Origin of the sequence: Streptomyces sparsogenes subsp. cuspidosporus (assembly GCF_039532705.1) — a bacterium.
Classification (GTDB): Bacteria; Actinomycetota; Actinomycetes; order Streptomycetales; family Streptomycetaceae; genus Streptomyces; species Streptomyces sparsogenes.
Genome location: NZ_BAAASD010000021.1, coordinates 94,360 through 114,321, shown reverse-complemented (window position 1 = coordinate 114,321; position 19,962 = coordinate 94,360). Strand labels below are relative to the sequence as shown.

The window sequence follows — 19,962 nt, the reverse complement described above, 5'->3', positions numbered from 1 at the left end:
CGTTGTTCAGTACGTTCTTCTCCGCCGCTCGGTTTCCTCGGCCCGGCGTCAGCGGGCCCGGGCGTCGTGGCAGTGTGGCACCTATGTGCGGTCGATACGCAGCGAGCCGGAAGCCCGAGGACCTCGTCGGCCTCTTCGGGGTGCAGAAGTGGGAGCCGGAGGAGACGCTGGCCCAGGACTGGAACGTCGCGCCCACCAAGGACGTGTACGCGGTGCTCGAGCGCCCCCTCAAGGACGCCGACGACCCGAGCCCGGTTCGCCAGTTGAGGGCGCTGAAGTGGGGGCTGGTCCCGTCCTGGGCCAAGACACCGGACACCGGCGTGAAGATGATCAACGCGCGGGCGGAGACGGTGCACGAGAAGCCCTCGTACCGCCGCCCCTTCGCCTCACGGCGCTGTCTGCTGCCCGCCGACGGCTACTACGAGTGGGTCACCGCCTCGGGGGAGCGGCAGCTGGAGGAGCAGGGGAAGCGCAAGCGGCCGCGCAAGCAGCCGTACTTCGTGACCCCGGTCGACGGCTCCGTCATGGCCATGGCCGGGCTGTACGAGTTCTGGCGGGACCGGACGCTGCCGGACGACCATCCGCGGGCCTGGTGGGTGACCTGCACGGTCATCACCACGGAGGCGGAGAAGGAGCCGTTTCCCCAGCCGGCCGGGGGCGCGGAGGAGGGCGGCGCGGGGCCGCGGTCGCTGGCCGAGATCCACCCCCGGATGCCGCTGGTGCTCACGGAGGACCGCTGGGCGGACTGGCTGGACCCCTCCCGCACCGACCCCGAGGACCTGCGCCCCCTCCTCGCCCCGCCGCCCGCCGGGCTGCTGCGCGCCTACCCGGTCGCCACGGCCGTCAGTGACGTACGCAACAACGGCCCGGAGCTGGTGACCGAGCTGGAGGCCCCCGAGGTGGGCACACTCTTCTAGGACAGGCCCCAGCCGCCTCCCCCGTCCCGGCGCCGCCAGGAGGCAGGATGAACCCGTGAGCGCCCAGCGGACCCAGCAGCCCCAGCAGAGCAACCAGCCCCAGCAGCCCCAGCAGATCAGCGAGATCGTGCCGACGCCCGTCGGCGACGCCCGCGTCACCTGGCACCGCGCCGCCGACGCCCGCACCGTGCTGGCCGTCGGCCACGGCGCCGGGGGCGGCATCGAGGCGCGCGACCTCGCGGCGCTGGCCGCCGCGCTGCCGTCCCAGGGCGTCAGCGTGGCGCTGGTCGAGCAGCCGTGGCGGGTGGCGGGCAAGAAGGTCGCGCCCGCGCCGAAGACGCTGGACCTCGCATGGCGCGTGCTGTGGCCCGCCCTGGAGAAGCCCGGGCTGCCGGTCGTCGCGGGCGGCCGCAGCGCCGGGGCACGGGTGGCCTGCCGTACGGCGCGCGAGCTGGGCGCCGGTGCCGTGCTCGCGCTGTCCTTCCCGCTGCACCCGCCGGGCAAGCCGGAGCGGTCCCGGGCCGGGGAACTGCTCGGCGCCGGCCTGCCCACCCTCGTCGTCCAAGGCGGCCGCGACCCCTTCGGCCGCCCCGAGGAGTTCCCCGAGCTGCCCGCCGGCATCGAGCTGGTCGCCGTCCCGCACGGCGACCACGGCTTCGCCGTGCCCAAGAAGGCGGACATCGGCCAGGAGGAGGCGCTGGCGCGGATCACCGGCGCCGTCGTCGACTGGCTGGCCCGCGTACCGCGCTGACCAGCGCGGACGTACGGCATCGAGAGAGAAAACGGGCCGGGAATGCGCTGCGGAGGCCGTGTGTTGTACCCGGCGTCGATATGAAACAGGACACGGCACAGGCTCAGGTACACGCACCAGAAGAAGGGGTTCCCAGTATGGGTTCGCTCGCTTGCCCGGCCCGCCCACGCGCCGCCGACCTGGACTGGTCGCAGCCGCAGTCGGGGTGGACCGCCCGGAACGAAGCGGCGGGCGGACCGGATCGTCGTCTATTCTCCGATTCGAGCGGGTCCGCATTCGGCGAGCCCGTCACGAAGGCGGAGGAGGTGGGTCAGGTCACTGGCACCGACGCGGGAACCGACGGCGTGACCGAGGGCCGGCCGGACGGGCAGCCGCAGGAGACGGACATCGAGCGCAACGCGCGCTTCGAACGGGACGCCCTCACCTTCCTCGACCAGATGTATTCAGCCGCGTTGCGTATGACGCGCAATCCGGCCGACGCCGAGGACCTCGTCCAGGAGACGTACGCGAAGGCCTACGGATCCTTCCACCAGTTCCGTGAGGGCACGAACCTCAAGGCGTGGCTGTACCGGATCCTGACCAACACCTTCATCAACTCCTACCGCAAGAAGCAGCGGGAGCCCCAGCGCAGCGCGGCCGAGGAGATCGAGGACTGGCAGCTCGCGCGCGCCGAGTCGCACATGTCGACCGGTCTGCGCTCCGCCGAGTCGCAGGCGCTCGACCACCTCCCCGACTCCGACGTCAAGGAGGCGCTCCAGGCGATTCCCGAGGAGTTCCGGATAGCGGTCTATCTCGCGGACGTCGAGGGGTTTGCCTACAAGGAGATCGCGGACATCATGGGGACACCCATCGGTACCGTGATGTCGCGGCTGCACCGTGGGCGCCGCCAGCTGCGCGGTCTGCTGGAGGACTACGCCCGTGGACGCGGGCTGGTCCCGGCGGGCGCGCCCGCGGCGGCGGACGAGTCGCACGATCGGAAAGGCGCGGACTCATGAGCTGCGGAGAGCCGCACGAGACGGATTGCTCCGAGGTCCTCGACCACCTCTACGAGTTCCTCGATCGCGAGATGCCCGACGTCGACCGCGCCAAGCTGGAGGTGCACTTCCACGAGTGCTCCCCCTGCCTGGAGAAGTACGGGCTGGAGCAGGCCGTGAAGAAGCTGGTCAAGCGGTGCTGCGGCCATGACGACGTGCCCAGCGACCTGCGCTCGAAGGTCATGAGCCGCATCGAGCTGATCCGCTCCGGCGAAGGTGTGCCCGAGCGGGAGGTCACGACGGCGGAGGCGAACGCGCCGACGCCCGCCCAGGACTAGGGCCTCTCGTTTGGATCATGCCGGGCTCGCGGGCCCTGGCACCGCGCCTCGCGGCGTTGTCGTCGGTTGCCATGGCTCCGCCATGGCGCCCTCCTCCGCCTTGCGACGCTCCCCCAGCTACCGCTGGGAGGTGCCCCCTGCACCAGACCCCGCTCCCTGATCCGGCCTGATCCAAACGAAAGACCCTAGCCTCCCCTCACGCGGGCCGGCCCCTCCCGGCCGGAACCGGCAACCGGCCGCGCCCCGCCCCCACGCGGGGGTGTCACCTGCTCGTACGGCTTGCCGCCCGATCATCACCCGAAGGTGTGCAATCGGGCGGGCCATACGGACCAACCCCGCGTGTCCGGCTCTATCCTCCCCAATCTGATCCGACGGCCCGACCGGGGCCGCCGACGGACGGGGAGGAGGGGGCATGCGGGCGGTCCCTCTGGCGGCGCGCGTCTACATCATGGGCGCTGCGCTCCTGTCCGCGCTCTGCGCCGCCCCGGCCCTGAGCCCCGCGGCCGACGTGCCCTGGCCCACGGTCGGGCTCCTCGCCGCGCCGGCTGTGGTGTGGGGCTCGGCTCTTCCCCGGCTACCGCTGGGCCGGGCCGCGGCCGGGCCGGACGGGTGTGGCCCCGTGCTCCTGGCCGGGGCCTTTCTGCTGCCCGCGCCCGCCGCCGCGCTCGTCGCGGTGCCCGCGGCGCTGCTCGGGCCCGTCGAGCGGCGGCCCGCCGGCGTGCGGCGGCTGTGGCGGGTGGCCCGGTCGGCCCTCGCCGCGTACGCCGCCTCGTACGCCTTCGGGCTCGGCGGCGGCCGGGACGCCCTCGCGACCTCCCACGTCCCCGCCGTGTCCGGCTGTCCCGGCTTCCCCCACGCCCTGGCGCCCGCGGTCGGCGCCGCGCTCGTCCTGGGCCTGACCTCCGCCGCCTTGGAAGGCGGCGTGCTGGTCACCGCCGAGGGCCGCTCGCCCCGCCTCGCCTGGCGCGGGCGGACGCTGTGCTCGCTCGTCCCCCATCTGGCGCACGGCCTGTCCGGGCTGACCATGGCCGTCCTGTGGCGCAGCCCGTACGGCCCGGCCGCGGCGCTCCTCGCGCTGCCGCCGATGTACGTCTGCGCCCGCGTCTTCGCCCTCTGCCACCAGGAGCGGGCCGCCCACCAGGCCACGGTCCGCGCCCTCGTCCAGGCCGTCGACATCAAGGACCGCTATACGCGTGGCCACAGCGAGCGGGTCGGCCGCGCCTCCGTCATGATCGCCCGCGAGCTGGGGATGGGCGGGGACCGGATCGAGGCGCTGCGCGTCGCGGGCGTCCTGCACGACCTGGGCAAGCTCGGCGTCCCGACCCGCGTGCTGCGCAAAAACGGTCCGCTGACCCCCCAGGAGCGCCGCGTCATCGAGCTCCACCCCGAGTACGGGCACGAGATGGTGCGCGGCATCGGCTTCCTGGGGGAGGCGCGGGACGCCATCCTGCACCACCACGAGCGGCTGGACGGGAGCGGCTACCCCCACGGGCTCGCGGGCGCGGACATTCCGGAGGCCGCGCGGGTGGTGGCGGTCGCGGACGCCTTCGACGCGATGACCTCCACCCGCGCGTACCGGCGGGCGCGGCCGGTGCCCGCGGCGGTGGAGGAGCTCAAGCGGTGCGCGGGGGCGCAGTTCGACCCGCGCATGGTGGACGCCCTGACCCGCGCCCTCGACCGCCACGGATGGCACACCCCCGCCCCGCCGGAGCCCCGCCCCCTCACCTCGGCGGGCCGCCGGCGCACGGCGGACCCCGTGCGGGGCGAGGCGCGGGAGCGCACGCCGGACCGCAGGCCGGACCGCGCGCGGGGCCGGGCGCCGGACCGCGCGCAGGGCCAGGTGCCGGGCCGGGCGCCGGACCGCGCGCCGGATCACGCGTCGGGCCAGCGCGTAAACGTCCCGCCTGCGCCCCCTCCCGCGCCCCCGCCCACGAGCCCTCCCGAGACCGTGTCGGTGCCGGACGCGGTGCCGAAGGCGGGCCAGGGGCCGAGCCCCTGGCGGCTCGGACCGGGCGGCGGCGCATGACCCCGTGGCGCCGCACCGCCCGGGATCCCGGCCCCGGCGGGCGGGGAGCGCTCACCGTCGCCGTGGTCTACGGCGCGGCCGGGGCCCTGGCCATAGCCGCCTTCGCATGGACCCAATGGCGAGGCGTGCGCGACCCGGAGACGGCGCTCGCCTTCGGCGCGCTGATCGCCCTGGGAGAGACCCTCGCCTGGGACGGGCCCCAGACCCCGCGCGCGGACGAGGACGAGACGAGGTGCGAGGGCGAGGCCGAGGGCGTTCACGCGGATGAGGATGCGGGCCACGGCGAGGCCAAGCGCGCGGGCACGGGTGAGGGCTACACCTCGGGGGCGGGCGCCGCCGAAGGCAGGCACGCCGGCGCGGGCGACCCTGACGCCAGGCGCGCGGGCGACGCCGCTGGCGTGCATGCGGACGCCGGCGTGGGCGGCCGCGAGGGCCGGGGGGCGGGGGAGGACGATCCCCGGCACGCGGGCGCCGAGGGCAGGCACGCGGGCGCGGGCGACCTTGACGCCGGGCGCATGGGCCACGCCGAGGACGTGCACTCGGACGCGGGCGCGGGCGGCCGCGAGGGCGGGGGCGTGGGGGAGGCGCACGAGGGGCCGTACGAGCCGGGGGGCCGGGCGTGCGAGCCGGCGCCCGTCGCCGCCGCCGGTGCGCTCGGGTACGCCGTGGTGCTGCGGGTGGGAGGCGAGCCGGCCACGCACGGCGTCCTCCAGGCCGTCGCCGTGGTCGCGGCTGCTTCCCTGATGGTGCTGGTGCCCCGCGCCGTGTCGGGCCGCCCGGTCGGCCCCGATCGCGCCGCCCGCCGGGTGCTCATCGTCGCCCTCGCCGCGCTCTGCTGCCAACCGCTCCGCTCGGTCGGCGTCGGCGACGGCCCCTTCCTCGTCGCATATCTGCTCCTCGCCTGCGCGTCGGCCGCGCTCGCCGACGCCGCCCTGGCCTCGGCCCTGACCCGGGCTCGCGAAAAGCCGGGCGAAGAGCCGGGCGAAGAGCCGCGCGCGGCGACCGCCATGGAGGTCGCCGTGAGGGTCGCGGTCTGCGTGACGGCGGCGGCGACCGGGCCGGCGGTGGCCGTGGCCGGGGCGTGGGCGCTGCCGGTGGTCTGCGCGCCGCTGCTGCTGGTCCAGCTCTCGTTCCGCCGCTGTGCGGGGCTACGGGCCGCCTGCCGCCAGACCGTCGCCTCGCTGGCCAGGACGACGGAGATCGCCGGTCACACCCCCGTCGGCCACGCCCGCCAGGTCGCCCGGCTCAGCCGCGCCGTGGGCCGGGAGCTGCGGCTTCCAGGGCCGTCGCTGACCGTGCTGGAGTACGCGGGGCTGATGCACGACCTCGGGCAGCTGTCGCTGGTGGACCCGGTGCCGGCGGGGGCCACCGAGCCGCTGCCCGAGGCGGAGCGGCGGCGGATAGCGCGGCTGGGCGGCGCGGTCGTGCGGCGGACGGGGGTGCCGGAGGAGGTCGCGGAGGCCGTGGAGCGGCAGGCGGACCCGTACCGGGAGCAGCCACTCCCGGCCCGTATCGTGCGTGCCGTGAACGCGTACGTCGAACTGGTCGGAGGTTCTTCGGCCGGTTCGGGGGGAAGCCCTCAGGAAGACCGCGCGGCGACCGCGCCGCGCGCCCTGGCGCGGCTGCGGCGCTCCACCTCCCGCGACTTCGACCCGGCGGTGGTGGAGGCCCTGGCCAGGGTGGTGTCGCGCCCGGTGCGAGGCCGCCCGAGGTGAGAACTCGCGGGTAATGAGCGGCTGCCCCGAGGGGCATGGTTGGATGCGAAGAGAGGGGGTGTCGGGCCTATGGCCGGCGGCAAGGAGGTGTGGTGGGCATCGTCCCCGGGCCGAACCATGAGGGGCCGGGCTGAGATGTCCGCGAATGTGTGGCAGGTTGTCGTCGAGGGAGGGCCAAGCCGTCCGCGAAGGCATCTGGTGCGGTACTACTTCGATACCGGCAGGCGGGAATCGTGAAGATCTTCGGCAAGGTGCGGCACCGGCCGTCCGCCTCATGGCGGCAGGCCACGGACCGCGCGTTCACGCTCATCGGCGACGGCCGGTACGAGGACGCGGGGGCGCTGCTGACTCGCGCCGCCGACCTGGAGCCGTGGCTGTCGGAGTCCTGGTTCAACCTGGCGTTGCTGCACAAGTTCCGGCACGACTGGGAGCAGGCGCGCGCGGCGGGGCTGCGCGCGGTCGCGCTGCTGGACCGCGAGACCGGCGCCCCGGACTGGTGGAACGTGGGGATCGCCGCGACCGCGTTGCAGGACTGGCCGCTGGCGCGCCGCGCCTGGCAGGCGTACGGCCTGAAGGTGCCTGGTGAGGCGTCCGCGTCCGGTGAGCCGCTCGGCATGGAGTTGGGCAGCGCGGCGGTGCGGCTGTCGCCGGAGGGCGAGTCGGAGGTCGTGTGGGGCCGCCGGCTGGACCCGGCCCGGCTCGAGGTGCTGTCGATCCCGCTGCCGTCCTCCGGGCGGCGCTGGGGTGAGGTGGTGTTGCACGACGGCGTGCCGCACGGCGAGCGCGTCACCTCCGCGGGCGCCGCGTATCCGGTCTTCGACGAGATCGAGCTGTGGGCGCCGTCCCCGGTGCCGACCTGGGTGGTGCTGCTGGAGGCCGCGACGGAGGCCGACCGGGACGCGCTGGAGCGGCTCGCGGCGGACGCCGGCTTCGCCGCCGAGGACTGGTCGTCCTCGGTTCGGCTGTTGTGCCGCTCGTGTTCGGAGAGCCGGATGCCCAGTGACGAGGGCGAGGGCGAGCACCTGGACCCGCACGACCACAGCGAGCCCGGTCAGCCCGGCCCGCTGGGCCACCGCATGGCGGGCTCCGGCTCGCTGTGGGTGGCGGAGCGGGAGTGCGGGATCGCCGCGCCCAGCGGGCTGGTGCGCGGGCTGCTGGACGGCTGGGTCGCGGACAGCCCGGACACCCGGGAGTGGCGGGACCTGGAAGAGGTCTGCTGAGGGCCGGCGCCCGGCGGTCGCAGCCGCCGGCCTTCCCCTGCCCTCCCTCTGCCCCCTGATATCCCTGCTGAAATCCCCGCCGGTCCGGCGCGGGCCTTACCCTGTAGGGCGACGAGCCCGGTTTTGAGGAAGGCGTGCGGCGGACGATGGCGCAGCAAGGGACTGACCAGCAGGTGGACGACGAGTTCATCGTGGACACGGAGGACTGTGAGGAGCGCGAGCGTGCGTATCGCGAGCGCGGCACGGCCCGTCCGATCACGGTCGTCGGCAATCCGGTGCTGCACAAGGAGTGCCGGGAGGTCACGGAGTTCGACGACAAGCTCGCCGCGCTGATCGACGACATGTTCGCCAGCCAGAAGGCGGCGGAGGGCGTGGGTCTGGCCGCGAACCAGATCGGCGTGGACCTCAAGGTCTTCGTCTACGACTGCCCGGACGACGACGGCGTCCGCCACGTCGGGGTGGTCTGCAACCCGGTGCTGGAGGAGCTGCCGGCGGACCGCCGGGTGCTGGACGACTCCAACGAGGGCTGCCTGTCGGTGCCCACCGCCTACGCCCCGCTGGCCCGCCCCGACTACGCGGTGGTGCGCGGCCAGGACGCCCAGGGCAAGCCGATCGCGGTGCGCGGCACCGGCTACTTCGCGCGCTGCCTGCAGCACGAGACCGACCACCTCTACGGCCGGCTCTACATCGACCGCCTCTCCAAGCGCGACCGCAAGGACGTGCTGCGGCAGATGGCGGAGGGCACGCCGCGCTACGAGACGGTACCCAACGACTGACGACTGGCGACTGACACGCCACGGCACACGGCGCGGCGCCCCCGGGAGATCCCAGGGGCGCCGCGTGGTGCGTATCGGGTGTGAACCCGCGACGGCTCAGAAGTCGACGGCTCAGAAGTCGTCGTCGAAGGAGACCGAGCCCTCGACCGCCACCTGGTACGCGGAGGCGCGGCGCTCGAAGAAGTTGGTCAGCTCCTGGACGTTCTGCAGCTCCATGAAGGAGAACGGGTTCTCCGAGCCGTAGACCGGGGCGAAGCCGAGGCGGGCGAGCCGCTGGTCGGCCACGCACTCCAGGTACTCGCGCATCGACTCGGTGTTCATGCCCGGCAGCCCCTCGCCGCACAGGTCGCGGGCGAACTGCAGCTCGGCCTCGACGGCCTCCCGCAGCATGTCGGTGACCTGCTGCTGGAGTTCGTCGTCGAAGAGGTCGGGCTCCTCCTCGCGGACCGTGTCCACCACCTGGAACGCGAAGTTCATGTGCATGGTCTCGTCGCGGAACACCCAGTTGGTGCCCGTCGCCAGGCCGTGCAGCAGGCCGCGGGAGCGGAACCAGTAGACGTAGGCGAAGGCGCCGTAGAAGAACAGGCCCTCGATGCACGCCGCGAAGCAGATCAGGTTGAGGAGGAAGCGGCGGCGGTCCTCCCTGGTCTCCAGCCGGTCGATCTTGTCGACCGAGTCGATCCAGCGGAAGCAGAATTCCGCCTTCTCCCTGATGGAGGGGATGTTCTCCACCGCGGCGAACGCGGCGGCCCGGTCGTCCGGGTCGGGGAGGTAGGTGTCCAGCAGCGTCAGATAGAACTGGACGTGCACGGCCTCCTCGAAGAGCTGCCGGGACAGATACAGCCGCGCCTCGGGCGAGTTGATGTGCTTGTAGAGGGTGAGCACCAGGTTGTTCGCGACGATCGAGTCACCGGTCGCGAAGAAGGCGACCAGGCGGCCGATCAGGTGCTGCTCGCCCGGGGAGAGCTTGGCCAGGTCGGCGACGTCGGAGTGGAGGTCCACCTCCTCCACGGTCCAGGTGTTCTTGATCGCGTCGCGGTAGCGGTCGTAGAAGTCCGGGTACCGCATGGGCCGCAGGGTGAGCTCGAACCCGGGATCCAGGAGGTTCTTGGGACGTTCGGGTGCGGTGGTCATTACTGGCAGGCCTCGCAGGACTCGGGGTTTTCCAGGGAGCAGGCGATGACCTCGGGGTCGGCGGCCGCCTGCTGGACGGGGACGGTGGCGGGCGCGGCGGCGCGCGCGGACTGGGCGATCCGGGTCGCCGGGCGCGAGCGCAGGTAGTACGTGGTCTTGATGCCGCGCTTCCAGGCGTACGCGTACATCGAGCTGAGCTTGCCGATGGTGGGCGAGGCCATGAAGAGGTTCAGCGACTGGCTCTGGTCCAGGTACGGGGTGCGGGCGGCGGCCATGTCGATCAGGGCGCGCTGCGGGATCTCCCACGCCGTCCGGTAGAGCCGCCGCACGTCCTCGGGCACCCAGGAGAAGTCCTGCACCGAGCCGTTGGACTCGCGCAGCGCCTCACGGCTCTGGGCGTCCCACACGCCGAGCTTCTTCAGGTCGTCGACCAGGTAGGAGTTGACCTGGAGGAACTCCCCGCTGAGGGTCTCGCGCTTGAACAGGTTGGAGACCTGCGGCTCGATGCACTCGTACACGCCCGCGATCGAGGCGATGGTCGCGGTCGGGGCGATGGCCAGCAGCAGCGAGTTCCGCATGCCGGAGTTCGCCATCCGCTCGCGCAGCGCCTGCCACCGCTCGGGCCAGGTCGCCACCGCGTCCGTGTAGTGGTCCGGATGCAGCACGCCGCGCGCGGTGCGGGTGGCGGACCAGGCCGGGTGCGGGCCGTGGCGCTCGGCGAGCGCGCAGGACGCCTCGTACGCCGCGAGCATGATGCGCTCGGAGATCTGGGTGGACAGCCGCTCGGCCTCGGGCGAGTCGAAGGGCAGCCGCAGCCGGAAGAAGACGTCCTGGAGGCCCATCAGGCCGAGCCCCACCGGCCGCCAGCGGGAGTTCGACGCCCCGGCCTCCTGGGTCGGGTAGAAGTTGATGTCCACCACGCGGTCGAGGAAGGTGACGGCGGTACGGACGGTCGCGTCCAGCTTCTCCCAGTCCATTTGGCCGTCCTCGCCCAGGTGCGCGGCCAGGTTGACCGAGCCCAGGTTGCACACGGCCGTCTCACCGTCGTCCGTGACCTCCAGGATCTCGGTGCACAGGTTGGAGGAGTGCACGACCCGGCCGGGCTCGGCGGTCTGGTTGGCGGTGCGGTTGGCGGCGTCCTTGAAGGTCATCCAGCCGTTGCCGGTCTGCGCCAGGGTGCGCATCATCCGGGCGTAGAGCTGGCGGGCCGGGACGGTCTTGACGGCCAGGCCCTCCGCCTCGGCCTTCCGGTACGCGGCGTCGAACTCCTCGCCCCACAGGTCCACCAGCTTGGGCGCGTCGACCGGCGAGAACAGCGACCAGTCGGCGTCGGCCTCCACCCGGCGCATGAACTCGTCCGGGATCCAGTGCGCGATGTTGAGGTTGTGGGTGCGGCGGGCCTCCTCGCCCGTGTTGTCCCGCAGCTCCAGGAACTCCTCGATGTCCGCGTGCCAGGTCTCCAGGTAGACGCAGGCCGCGCCCTTGCGCCGGCCGCCCTGGTTGACGGCGGCGACGGAGGCGTCGAGGGTGCGCAGGAACGGCACGATGCCGTTGGAGTGGCCGTTGGTGCCGCGGATCAGCGAACCGCGGGCGCGGATGCGCGAGTACGACAGGCCGATGCCGCCCGCGTGCTTGGAGAGCCGCGCGACCTGGTGGTAGCGGTTGTAGATCGAGTCCAGCTCGTCCAGCGGCGAGTCCAGCAGGTAGCAGGACGACATCTGCGGGTGGCGGGTGCCGGAGTTGAACAGAGTGGGGGAGCTGGGCAGGTAGGACAGCGTGCTGGTGAGCCGGTACAGCTCGGCCACGTCGTCCACCGCGCGCGTCGAGTGGTCCTCGGCGAGCCCGCAGGCCACCCGCAGCAGGAAGTGCTGCGGGGTCTCGATCACCTGGCGGGTGAGGGGGTGGCGGAGCAGGTAGCGGCTGTGGAGCGTACGCAGCCCGAAGTAGCCGAAGCGGTCGTCGGCGCCGTCGGCCAGCGCCTGCTCGACCAGGGTGTCCAGGCGGGCGGCGTGGGTGGTCACGAACTCGGCCGTGCCGTCCGCGATCAGGCCCTCGCGGTGCCCCACGGCCACCGAGGCGGAGAAGGAGACCGCTCCCTGCCCGGCCGCCTCCTCCCGGATGGCGAGGGTGAGCAGCCGCGCGGCCAGCTTCGAGTACTCCGGCTCCTCGGCGATCAGGCCGGCCGCCGCCTCGGTCGCGAGGGTGCGCAACTCCGCCTCGTCCGAGCCGGGATGGCGGCCGCGCAGGGCGGCGGCCGCGACCTTGCCGGGGTCGGTGGCGGGCAGGTCGGCGGTGAGCGTGGTCAGGGTCCGCAGCAGGGCGGTCCCGGGCGCGTCCTCCGCTGCCTGTGCAGCCGCTGCCTCTGAAACCGGATCGGCGGGCGCGATGGTCACTGAAGTGCTCTCCCTCGCTCGGCTTGGGGCCGGGCGGGAAGGGGCGCGATGGGCGCGTACGGGCATGCCGAAACTGCGGACGGCATACCGCGCAGCGTCCACCGGCCCAACCCGCGAGGCCCGGACGTATGAGACGGCCGTCGGCAGGTCCTCGGACTCGCGGGTACGCAAAAGCGTACGCGTACACCGTTGCGGGACAGTTCCGGATTCGCACCGGATTCCCCTGCGGCGACAGCGAGCATGAGCATACATCTTGTGGTGGCGGGCGCACCTGCCCCCACATGTTGTGTCGTGAGGTGGAGTGTTTCGTACGAATGTGCTATTCAGTGCCGGACTTGGCGCGGTCTACGCGCGCTCTGCAGGCGGCCTCGGCACGCCCGTGGCGCGGCCGTCTGGCGGCCCGGCGCGGGCCTGGCGCGGGCGCCTGGCGAGGCCGCCTGGCGCGGTGCCGGGGGTGCCTCAAGCGGGCGTCGTCGCCCGCCACTCGGTGAGGGCGCGGGCCAGCCGGGCCCGGTAGTCGGCGTAGCCGCGCTCATAGGTCTCGGCACGCTCCGGGTCCGGTACGACAGTACGCGAATCGGCTCGCCATTGTGCCGCGTCCACGGGGTCACCGAGAGCGCGCCAGGCGACCGCGACCGCGCCGCGCGCCCCCACCTCGGGCTCGTCGGGAAGGCGCACGGGCCGCCCGAGGACGTCCGCGAACAGCTGGGTCCAGGCGGCGGACCGGGTGCCGCCTCCGCAGGCCGCGAGGCTCGCGCTCAGCCCCGCCGCCTCCAGGCAGTGGCGGGCGGCGTACGCGACGGCCTCGCAGGCGGCCCGTACGGCGTCCGCGCGGGTCGCGGCGAGGGTCAGGCCGTCCAGCCGGCCCCGGGCCGCCGGTTCGACGAACGGGGCCCGCTCGCCCGCGTCGGAGAGGAAGGGCAGGGCGGTCACCCCGCGCGCCCCCGGCGGGCTCCCGGCGAGCAGCGCGTCCAGGTCGGCGGTGGTGGCGCCGGTGAACTCCAGGACCCACTCCAGGGCCGCCGTGCCCACCATGGCGGGCATGCCGCGCAGCCAGCGGTCCCGGTCGGGCGTGCACAGCCACATGCCCGCCGGGTCGGCGGCCGGGTCGATCACGGCGCTGTCGGTGAGGACCTGGCTGGCGAGGGTCGTGCCGACGATCAGCAGGCCGTCCCCGGCCTCCTCGACCCCGCTGCCGATCGCGCAGGCCGGGAGGTCGTACGGGCCCGCCGTGACGGGCAGTCCGGCCGGCAGCCCGAGCAGTTGCGCGCCCGCCTCGTCCAGCGCCAGGACAGTGCCGGGCGCGGCGGGCGGCGGCAGCAGCCGGGCGTGTTCGGCGATTCCGCACGCTTCCAGGGCCTTCGGGACGTACTGGCGGGTGGTCACGTCCATGAAAGGCATGGAGGCGTCCGAGGCGTCCACGCCGATCACGCCGGTGAGCCGCTGGGCCACCGCGTCCACGCAGTAGCCCGCGACCTCGGCGCGCGCCAGCGCCTCCGGTTCGTGGTCCGCCAGCCAACGCAGCAGGGGCGCGTGGCAGCCGGGGAACACCCCGGAGCCGGTGAGCCGGTACAGCTCGCGGATCGTGCCGTCCTCGCCCCAGCGGGCCACGGTGTCGCCCGCCCGCCCGTCCATCCAGGAGATCGGCGGGCGCACGGCGCGGCCCGCCGCGTCGCGCAGCCACAGCCCGTCGCCCTGCCCGGTGAGGGCGAGCGCGACCGGGGCCGCACGGCCCGTCGCGGCCAGGGCGGCGGTCACCTCGCGGACCACCTCGGCGACCGAGCGCAGCACGTCCTCCAGGTCCTGCTCGACCCGCCCGCCGGGCAGGCGGGTGAGCCGGCTGCGGCGGCTCGCGGCCGCCAGTGACCTGCCGTCCCGGCCGAAAGCCACGGCCTTGGTGACGGAGGTGCCAACATCGACTCCGAGGACGATGCTCGTGACTCCGCTCCCTCCCGAGAGAGGGGGCTTCTCACTTGGCCGCCGTGACGGCCTCGTGACGGTCAAGCCCTGACCGGCGCCTGATGGCGCGACACGTACTGTAGCGGCTCGGTTGCGCTCCGCGCCACCAGCTCCGGGAGCCGGCTGGTTCGCCGGGTGCGCGAGCTTCTCGCCGCGCGCGTAGCGGCCGACCTCGGCGGCGGTGATGGTGGCCGCGCGGTGGGCGGTCTGCCGGGTGGCGCCGGCGAGGTGCGGGGTGGTGACGACATTGGGCGCGGAGTGCAACGGCCAGTCGGCGGGCGGCGGTTCGATGTCGTACACGTCGAGGGCGAGGGCCCCCAGGCGGCCGCTGCGCAGCGCGTCCGGCAGCGGGGCGTAGTCCAGCAGGCCGCCGCGCGCGGTGTTCACCAGGACCGCGCCGGGGCGCATCAGGGCGAGTCGGTCGGCGTTGATCAGCCCCTTGGTCTCGGGGGTGAGGCGGGCGTGCAGGCTCACCACGGAGGAGCGGGTGAGGAGTTCGTCGAGGCCGACCGGCTCGACGCCGTCCGCGCGGGCGGCCTCGGGGTCGGTGTACGGGTCGGCGATCAGCACGTGGGCGCCGAAGGCGCGCAGCACGCGGGCGACGATCCGGCCGATCGCCCCGTAGCCGACCAGGCCGACGGTCGCGCCGTCCAGCTCGATGCCGCTCTCCTCGTACGCGAAGAAGTCCCCGCGCCAGCGGCCGGCGCGCAGCTCGGCGTCCGTGGTCGGGATGCGGCGCATCGCGGCGAGCATCATGCCGACGGCGAACTCGGCGGCGGCGGTGGCGTTGCGGCCGGGCGCGAAGCTGACGGCGACGCCCGCGCGGGTGGCCGCCGCCAGGTCGACGTTGACCGGGCCGCCGCGCGAGACCGCGACCATCCGCAGCTCGGGGCGGGCGGCGAAGACCTCGGCGGTGAACGGCGCCATCTGCGTCACGCACACCTCGGCCCCCGCCAGCGCCTCGATCAGCTGCTCCTCGGTGCCGCTGGCCTCGTTCACCCGGCTCGCCGGGCCGCCCACCGGCCCGAAGGGCTCGTGTGGCCACGGCAGCGTCAGCTCGGCGACATCGACGTCCGCGAGTCCCGGCTCGTCGCGGAGCGCGGCGATGATGAGGTCGGGGCGTACGAAGTGGTCTCCGGCGGCGAGGACGCGCATGGGTGGCCTTTCTTCGGCGTTACGAGGTCGGCGGAGTTCGGCGATCGGCGTTCCATCACAGAGGCGACGCTAGATTTAACATCGTTGACGTGACAAAGCAATGGCGCGTGCGTCGGCTCGCGCGCCATTGCGACTCGAGGGCACGGTCCTCGAGGGCACGGTCCGAGGAGAGGAACTACCTGTGACGGCTCGTCTACTGCTCGTCCGCCACGGCGAGACGGTGTGGCACGCGGAGAACCGGTACGCCGGCATCTCGGACGTCCCCCTGACGGAACGGGGATTCCGGCAAGCGGAAGCGCTCGCCCATTGGGCGACGAAACGCGGGGTGGACGCGGTCGCCTGCTCCCCGCTGAGCCGCGCCCGGCTGACCGCGCGCCCCGCCGCCGACGCGCTCGGCCTCGTCCCCGAAGTCGTCGAGGACCTGCGCGAGGTCGACTTCGGCTGGGGCGAGGGCCGCACCATCGCCGAGATGGAGGCGGAGGACCCGGAGGCCGTGCGGGCCTTCAGGGCGGACGCGGAGGCGGGCGCGTTCCCCGGCTCGGAGCCGCCCGGCGCCGCGGCGACGCGCGCCGCGGCCGCGCTGCGCGGCCTGGCCGCCGCGCACCCGGACCGCACGGTGCTGGTCGTGGCGCACAACTCCCTGCTGCGGATGGCGCTGTGCGCCCTGCTGGGCATCCCCGTCGGCCGCTACCGGCACGTCTTCCCGCGCCTGGACAACGCGGCGGTGAGCGAGATCCAGGTGGCCGGGGAGCGGACGGCGCTGCGGTCGCTGAACGTGCCCACGGGGGACCTGTCCGAGGGGCGCGCGGGTACGGGGGACGGTGGCGCGGCTCGTGGGGGAGAATCCGCCCCATGACCACGACCGGCGCGTCCGACGTCCCGCCCCGCTCCCAGGCCGCCCGCAGGCAGACCATCACCGAGTACGTGCTCGAACACTCCACCGCCACCGCGGCCGAGCTGGCCGAGCTGACCGGCGTCAGCCTCATGACCGTGCACCGGGACCTGGACGAGCTGGCCAGGCTCGGCGTGCTGCGGAAGTTCCGGGGCGGGGTCTCGGCGCTGCCGTCGTCGGTCTTCGAGTCCAGCCTGGACTACCGGATGGGCGTGAACCGGGCCGAGAAGGAGGCGGTGGCCGCGGCCGCCGCGGAGCTGGTCGAGCCCGGCATGTCGATCATCCTGGACGACTCCACGACCGCCCTCGCCCTGGCCCGGCTGCTGGTCGACGCCGCGCCGCTGACCGTGGTGACCAACGCCCGGCGGGTGGAGGAGGTCTTCGCGGGGGTGCCGCAGACCCGGCTGATCGGCCTGGGCGGGGAGTACTCGCACACCCACGACTCCTTCCTCGGCGTGCCCTGTGTGGCCGCGATCGAGGCGCTGTCGGTGGACATGGTGCTGGTCTCCACCTCGGCGGTGGACGCGCACACCACCTACCACCAGGAGCAGGACGTGGTGCTGGTGAAGCGGGCGATGCTCGCGGCGGGAAGCCGCAAGGTGCTCCTCATGGACGCGTCGAAGACCCGGCGCACGGCCCTGCACCGGCTCTGTCCCGTGGAGGAGTTCGACCACCTGGTGATGGACGACGGGGTGGACCGGCGGCTGCTGGCGGAGCTGCGGGAGCGCACGGATGTGAGGGTGGCGAAGGCGGCGGGGGCGCGCTCTTAACGTCTCGCGTGTTAACTTCACTTCGCACATGGGGCCGGTGGGTCTTGGGCGCACCGGGGAGCTCCAAGACCCACCGTTGTGCTGCCCGGCCGGCCCGGTCAGCGCAGCCCTATCCAGCCAGCCGAGCCAGTCCAGCCAGCCCTGTCCGTCCCGTCTGCCGCTGAGCTGCCCCCGGGGTACGGGCGCGCCGAGCACCGAAGGAGCCGATCGCCATGAGCACCGCGTCCCCTTCCCCCGAGGCCGTGGAGGATTCCCCCGAGGTCGTGGCGGGGATCGACATCGCCACGGCGGCGGTCCGCGCGGTGTGCGTCGACGCGCGGGGCCGGGTCGTCGCGGAGGGCCGCGCCCCGCTGCCGGCGCCCCAGCGCGGCGCCGGCGGGCGCAGCGAGCAGGACGCGCGGGCCTGGTGGCCCGCCGTCGCCGCCGCGCTGCGGGAGGCGACCGCGGCGCTCCCGGCGGGCGGCCGGGAGGTGGTGGCCGTCGCCACCTCCGCGACCTCCGGCACGGTCGTCCTGGCGGACGGCACGGGCGAGCCGGTCGGCCCCGCCCTCATGTACGACGACCGCCGCGCGGCCGACCTCAACGCCCGCGCCCAGCGGCTCGGCGCCCCCCGCTGGCAGGCCCTCGGCCTCGCGGTCGGCCCGACGGCGGCCCTCGGCCGCCTCGCCTGGCTGGCGGGGGAGGAGGGCCCCGCCGGTGACCCGCGCCACCTCCTCCACACCCCGGACCTGATCGGCTGGCGGCTCACCGGCGGCCCGGTCGCCACCGACTGGAGCCACGCCCTCAAGACCGGGTACGACGCGCGCCTCGGCGAGTGGCCCGCCGAGGTCCTGGACGCCCTGGGCGTACCGACCGCCTGGCTGCCGCCGGTCCAGGCACCCGCGACCGAGGCCGGCACGGTGTGCGCCGCCGCCGCGAGCGAGACCGGGCTGCCGGTCGGCTGCCCGGTGCGCCTGGGCATGACGGACGGCTGCGCCGGGCAGATCGCCACCGGGGCCGTCCGCCCCGGCCAGTTCGTCGGGGTCCTCGGCACCACGTACGTCCTCAAGGGCGTCACCCGCGAGCTGGTCACCGACCCGAGCGGCGCACTCTACAGCCATCGCCACCCCGACGGCTGGTGGCTGCCGGGCGGCGCCTCCAACACCGGCGGCGAGGCCCTCGCGCACGTCCCCGCCGACCGGCTCCCCGCCCTCGACCGCGCCGCCGCCGCCCGGGGCCCCGCCTCCGTCGTCGCGTACCCGCTGCGCCGCGAGGGCGAGCGCTTCCCCTTCGTCAGTGGCGAGGCCCGCGGCTTCCTCCTCGGCACCCCGGCCGACGAGGCCGACCGCCACCGCGCCGAGCTGGAGGGCGTCGCCTTCCTGGAGCGCCTCGCGATCGAGCGCGTCCGGGAGCTGGGCGTGCCCGTCGAGGGCCCCCTGTGGGCGGCGGGCGGCGGCAGCCGCAGCCCGCTGTGGACCCGCATCCGCGCCACCGCCCTCGGCATGCCGCTGCGCGTCGCCGACCACGCCGAGACCGCCTTCGGCGCCGCGCTCCTCGCCGCCTCCGGCACCCTCCACCCCGACCTCGCGGCGGCCGCCGGCGCCATGGTCCGCACCGGCCGGGACATCGAGCCGGACGAGACGGAGCGCGCGGCGCTCGACGAGTCGTACGCCGCCTTCACCGCCGCCCTGCGCGAGCGCGGCTGGATCGCTTGACATCCTCGCCGCCCTGAAGGACGGCGATTCCCGCCTACCGTGCCGTTGAAGGCTGTGGTGTCGGGTGGGTTCCTGCTTCGCTGCGCGGTGCCGGGACGCGTCCCGGTCTTACCCGCGCTCGACAGGCTGTCACGGCCAGTCCGGCCGCCTTGGCGACGTTGACCGCCGCGTTGATGTCCCGGTCCAGGACGGCCCCGCATGCCCCGCAGGTCCACACACGGACGTGCAGGGGCTTGGGGCCGTCCTGGACGCCGCACTGCGAGCACACCTGAGAAGTCGGCTCGAAACGGCCGATCTTCACGAGGGTGCGCCCGTACCGGGCGGCCTTGTACTCCAGCATGGCCACGAACGCCGACCATCCGGCGTCGTGCACGGACTTGGCCAGGCGCGTACGCGCCAGTCCCCTCACCGCCAGGTCCTCCACAGCCACCGCTTGGTTCTCACGGATCAGCTTCGTGGAGAGCCGGTGATGGAACTCGCGGCGCGCGTCGGCAACACGGGCGTGCGCCCGTGCGACGCGGACCCTGGCCTTGTCCCTGTTCCTGCTGCCCTTCTCCTTGCGGGAGAGGGCGCGCTGCGCCTTCTTCATGCGTTTCTCGGCCCGGCGCAGGAATCGCGGGCCGGCGACCTTCGTGCCGTCGGAGAGGACCGCGAAGTGCCCGAGCCCCAGATCGATGCCCAACTCCGGAGACACCTCGGGCAGGAATTCCTCCGGGCCGGTCTCCACGACGAAGCTCGCAAAATACCGGCCCGCGCTGTCCTTGACCATGGTCACCGTGGACGGCACCGACGGCACAGTGCGGGACCACTTCACCCGCACATCGCCGATCTTCGGCAGACGCAGCCTCCGCCCCGGGGTGATCGACCAGCGGGCGTTCGCGGTGAACCGAACGGACTGCCGGGTGCCCTTGCGCGACTTGTACCGGGGTGCGCCCACGCGCGGGCGTTTGCCCTTCGGCCCGTCGAAGAAGTTCTTGTACGCGGTGTCCAGGTCCCTCAGGGACTGCTGGAGGATCACCGCCGACACCTCGCCGAGCCACGCCCGTGCCGGAGTGTCCTTCGCCTCGGTGATGAGCCGCTTCGACAGGTCCCCGGCCTTCGGGAACGGCATGCCTTCGCTGCGGGCGGTCTCCCGAGCACGGAGCGCGTCGTCGTAGACCACCCGCGCACACCCGAACGCCCTCGCCAACGCTATGCGCTGACCGGAACTCGGGTACAGGCGGAAGCTGTAGCGAAGCTGCACACCGG

The 19,962-nt window shown here is 74.0% G+C and carries 15 protein-coding genes, 1 pseudogene and 1 riboswitch; of the genes and pseudogenes, 11 read left to right on the top strand and 5 right to left on the bottom strand.

What is annotated here, in order from left to right:
* Window positions 1–83 precede the first annotated feature (83 nt).
* The 8 genes from ABFY07_RS23940 (at window position 84) to def (ending at window position 8,717) form a co-directional block, all read left to right on the top strand.
* The gene (locus ABFY07_RS23940) at window positions 84–917 is read left to right on the top strand and encodes an SOS response-associated peptidase (protein WP_346176452.1); all 834 of its coding nucleotides are present in this window, start codon (window positions 84–86) and stop codon (window positions 915–917) included.
* A gap of 115 nt (window positions 918–1,032) precedes the next feature.
* Window positions 1,033–1,668: an alpha/beta hydrolase family protein gene (locus ABFY07_RS23935; protein WP_346176475.1), complete on the top strand. Its 636-nt coding sequence runs from the start codon at window positions 1,033–1,035 to the stop codon at window positions 1,666–1,668.
* A gap of 305 nt (window positions 1,669–1,973) precedes the next feature.
* Window positions 1,974–2,663, top strand: coding sequence for a sigma-70 family RNA polymerase sigma factor (locus ABFY07_RS23930; RefSeq protein WP_065964238.1), 690 nt, complete (start codon window positions 1,974–1,976; stop codon window positions 2,661–2,663).
* Complete coding sequence (gene rsrA / locus ABFY07_RS23925) at window positions 2,660–2,980, top strand: mycothiol system anti-sigma-R factor (protein ID WP_065964240.1); 321 nt, start codon at window positions 2,660–2,662, stop codon at window positions 2,978–2,980. Before ABFY07_RS23930 ends, rsrA begins: the two co-directional genes overlap by 4 nt.
* 412 nt (window positions 2,981–3,392) lie before the next feature.
* Entirely contained in the window at window positions 3,393–5,006 is a 1,614-nt protein-coding gene (locus tag ABFY07_RS23920) for an HD-GYP domain-containing protein (RefSeq protein ID WP_346176451.1), read from the top strand.
* Window positions 5,003–6,721: an HD-GYP domain-containing protein gene (locus ABFY07_RS23915; protein WP_346176450.1), complete on the top strand. Its 1,719-nt coding sequence runs from the start codon at window positions 5,003–5,005 to the stop codon at window positions 6,719–6,721. The genes ABFY07_RS23920 and ABFY07_RS23915 overlap by 4 nt, the downstream gene beginning before the upstream one ends.
* A gap of 233 nt (window positions 6,722–6,954) precedes the next feature.
* Entirely contained in the window at window positions 6,955–7,941 is a 987-nt protein-coding gene (locus ABFY07_RS23910; protein WP_065964243.1) for a tetratricopeptide repeat protein, read from the top strand.
* Window positions 7,942–8,087: 146 nt separating this feature from the next.
* Window positions 8,088–8,717 carry a peptide deformylase gene (gene def / locus ABFY07_RS23905; RefSeq protein WP_065964245.1) on the top strand — a complete coding sequence of 210 codons (630 nt, stop codon included), beginning with the start codon at window positions 8,088–8,090 and terminating at the stop codon, window positions 8,715–8,717.
* 111 nt (window positions 8,718–8,828) lie between these two features.
* Here the strand turns inward: def and ABFY07_RS23900 are convergent, their stop codons facing one another.
* The 4 genes and pseudogenes from ABFY07_RS23900 to ABFY07_RS23885 form a co-directional block, all read right to left on the bottom strand.
* Window positions 8,829–9,851 carry a ribonucleotide-diphosphate reductase subunit beta gene (locus ABFY07_RS23900; protein WP_346176449.1) on the bottom strand — a complete coding sequence of 341 codons (1,023 nt, stop codon included), beginning with the start codon at window positions 9,849–9,851 and terminating at the stop codon, window positions 8,829–8,831.
* A complete protein-coding gene (locus ABFY07_RS23895; RefSeq protein ID WP_346176448.1) occupies window positions 9,851–12,244 on the bottom strand; it encodes a ribonucleoside-diphosphate reductase subunit alpha in 2,394 nt (797 codons plus the stop codon). Before ABFY07_RS23895 ends, ABFY07_RS23900 begins: the two co-directional genes overlap by 1 nt.
* 125 nt (window positions 12,245–12,369) lie before the next feature.
* A riboswitch (cobalamin riboswitch) is annotated at window positions 12,370–12,492 on the bottom strand.
* A gap of 211 nt (window positions 12,493–12,703) precedes the next feature.
* Complete coding sequence (locus tag ABFY07_RS23890; protein WP_346176474.1) at window positions 12,704–14,176, bottom strand: FGGY family carbohydrate kinase; 1,473 nt, start codon at window positions 14,174–14,176, stop codon at window positions 12,704–12,706.
* Between the two features lie 153 nt (window positions 14,177–14,329).
* Window positions 14,330–15,358, bottom strand: a pseudogene (locus ABFY07_RS23885) (2-hydroxyacid dehydrogenase); the annotation flags it as partial.
* Between the two features lie 181 nt (window positions 15,359–15,539).
* Between ABFY07_RS23885 and ABFY07_RS23880 the strand changes: the two are divergent.
* From ABFY07_RS23880 to ABFY07_RS23870, 3 genes are all read left to right on the top strand, one after another.
* Entirely contained in the window at window positions 15,540–16,214 is a 675-nt protein-coding gene (locus tag ABFY07_RS23880; RefSeq protein WP_346176447.1) for a histidine phosphatase family protein, read from the top strand.
* Window positions 16,211–17,020: a DeoR/GlpR family DNA-binding transcription regulator gene (locus ABFY07_RS23875; protein ID WP_346176446.1), complete on the top strand. Its 810-nt coding sequence runs from the start codon at window positions 16,211–16,213 to the stop codon at window positions 17,018–17,020. The genes ABFY07_RS23880 and ABFY07_RS23875 overlap by 4 nt, the downstream gene beginning before the upstream one ends.
* A gap of 212 nt (window positions 17,021–17,232) precedes the next feature.
* Window positions 17,233–18,714, top strand: a complete 1,482-nt coding sequence (locus ABFY07_RS23870; RefSeq protein WP_346176445.1) for an FGGY-family carbohydrate kinase — start codon at window positions 17,233–17,235, stop codon at window positions 18,712–18,714.
* A 34-nt stretch (window positions 18,715–18,748) separates the two neighbouring features.
* Here the strand turns inward: ABFY07_RS23870 and ABFY07_RS23865 are convergent, their stop codons facing one another.
* Entirely contained in the window at window positions 18,749–19,957 is a 1,209-nt protein-coding gene (locus ABFY07_RS23865) for an RNA-guided endonuclease InsQ/TnpB family protein (RefSeq protein ID WP_346176444.1), read from the bottom strand.
* Window positions 19,958–19,962 lie beyond the last annotated feature (5 nt).

Excerpts from the sequence above, each read along its gene's own strand:
- ABFY07_RS23940 (WP_346176452.1), top strand. The coding sequence starts at position 84 with ATGTGCGGTCGATACGCAGCGAGCCGGAAGCCCGAGGACCTCGTCGGC.
- rsrA (WP_065964240.1), top strand. The coding sequence starts at position 2,660 with ATGAGCTGCGGAGAGCCGCACGAGACGGATTGCTCCGAGGTCCTCGAC.
- ABFY07_RS23920 (WP_346176451.1), top strand. The coding sequence starts at position 3,393 with ATGCGGGCGGTCCCTCTGGCGGCGCGCGTCTACATCATGGGCGCTGCG.
- ABFY07_RS23915 (WP_346176450.1), top strand. The coding sequence starts at position 5,003 with ATGACCCCGTGGCGCCGCACCGCCCGGGATCCCGGCCCCGGCGGGCGG.
- def (WP_065964245.1), top strand. The coding sequence starts at position 8,088 with ATGGCGCAGCAAGGGACTGACCAGCAGGTGGACGACGAGTTCATCGTG.
- ABFY07_RS23900 (WP_346176449.1), bottom strand. The coding sequence starts at position 9,851 with ATGACCACCGCACCCGAACGTCCCAAGAACCTCCTGGATCCCGGGTTC.
- ABFY07_RS23875 (WP_346176446.1), top strand. The coding sequence starts at position 16,211 with ATGACCACGACCGGCGCGTCCGACGTCCCGCCCCGCTCCCAGGCCGCC.
- ABFY07_RS23870 (WP_346176445.1), top strand. The coding sequence starts at position 17,233 with ATGAGCACCGCGTCCCCTTCCCCCGAGGCCGTGGAGGATTCCCCCGAG.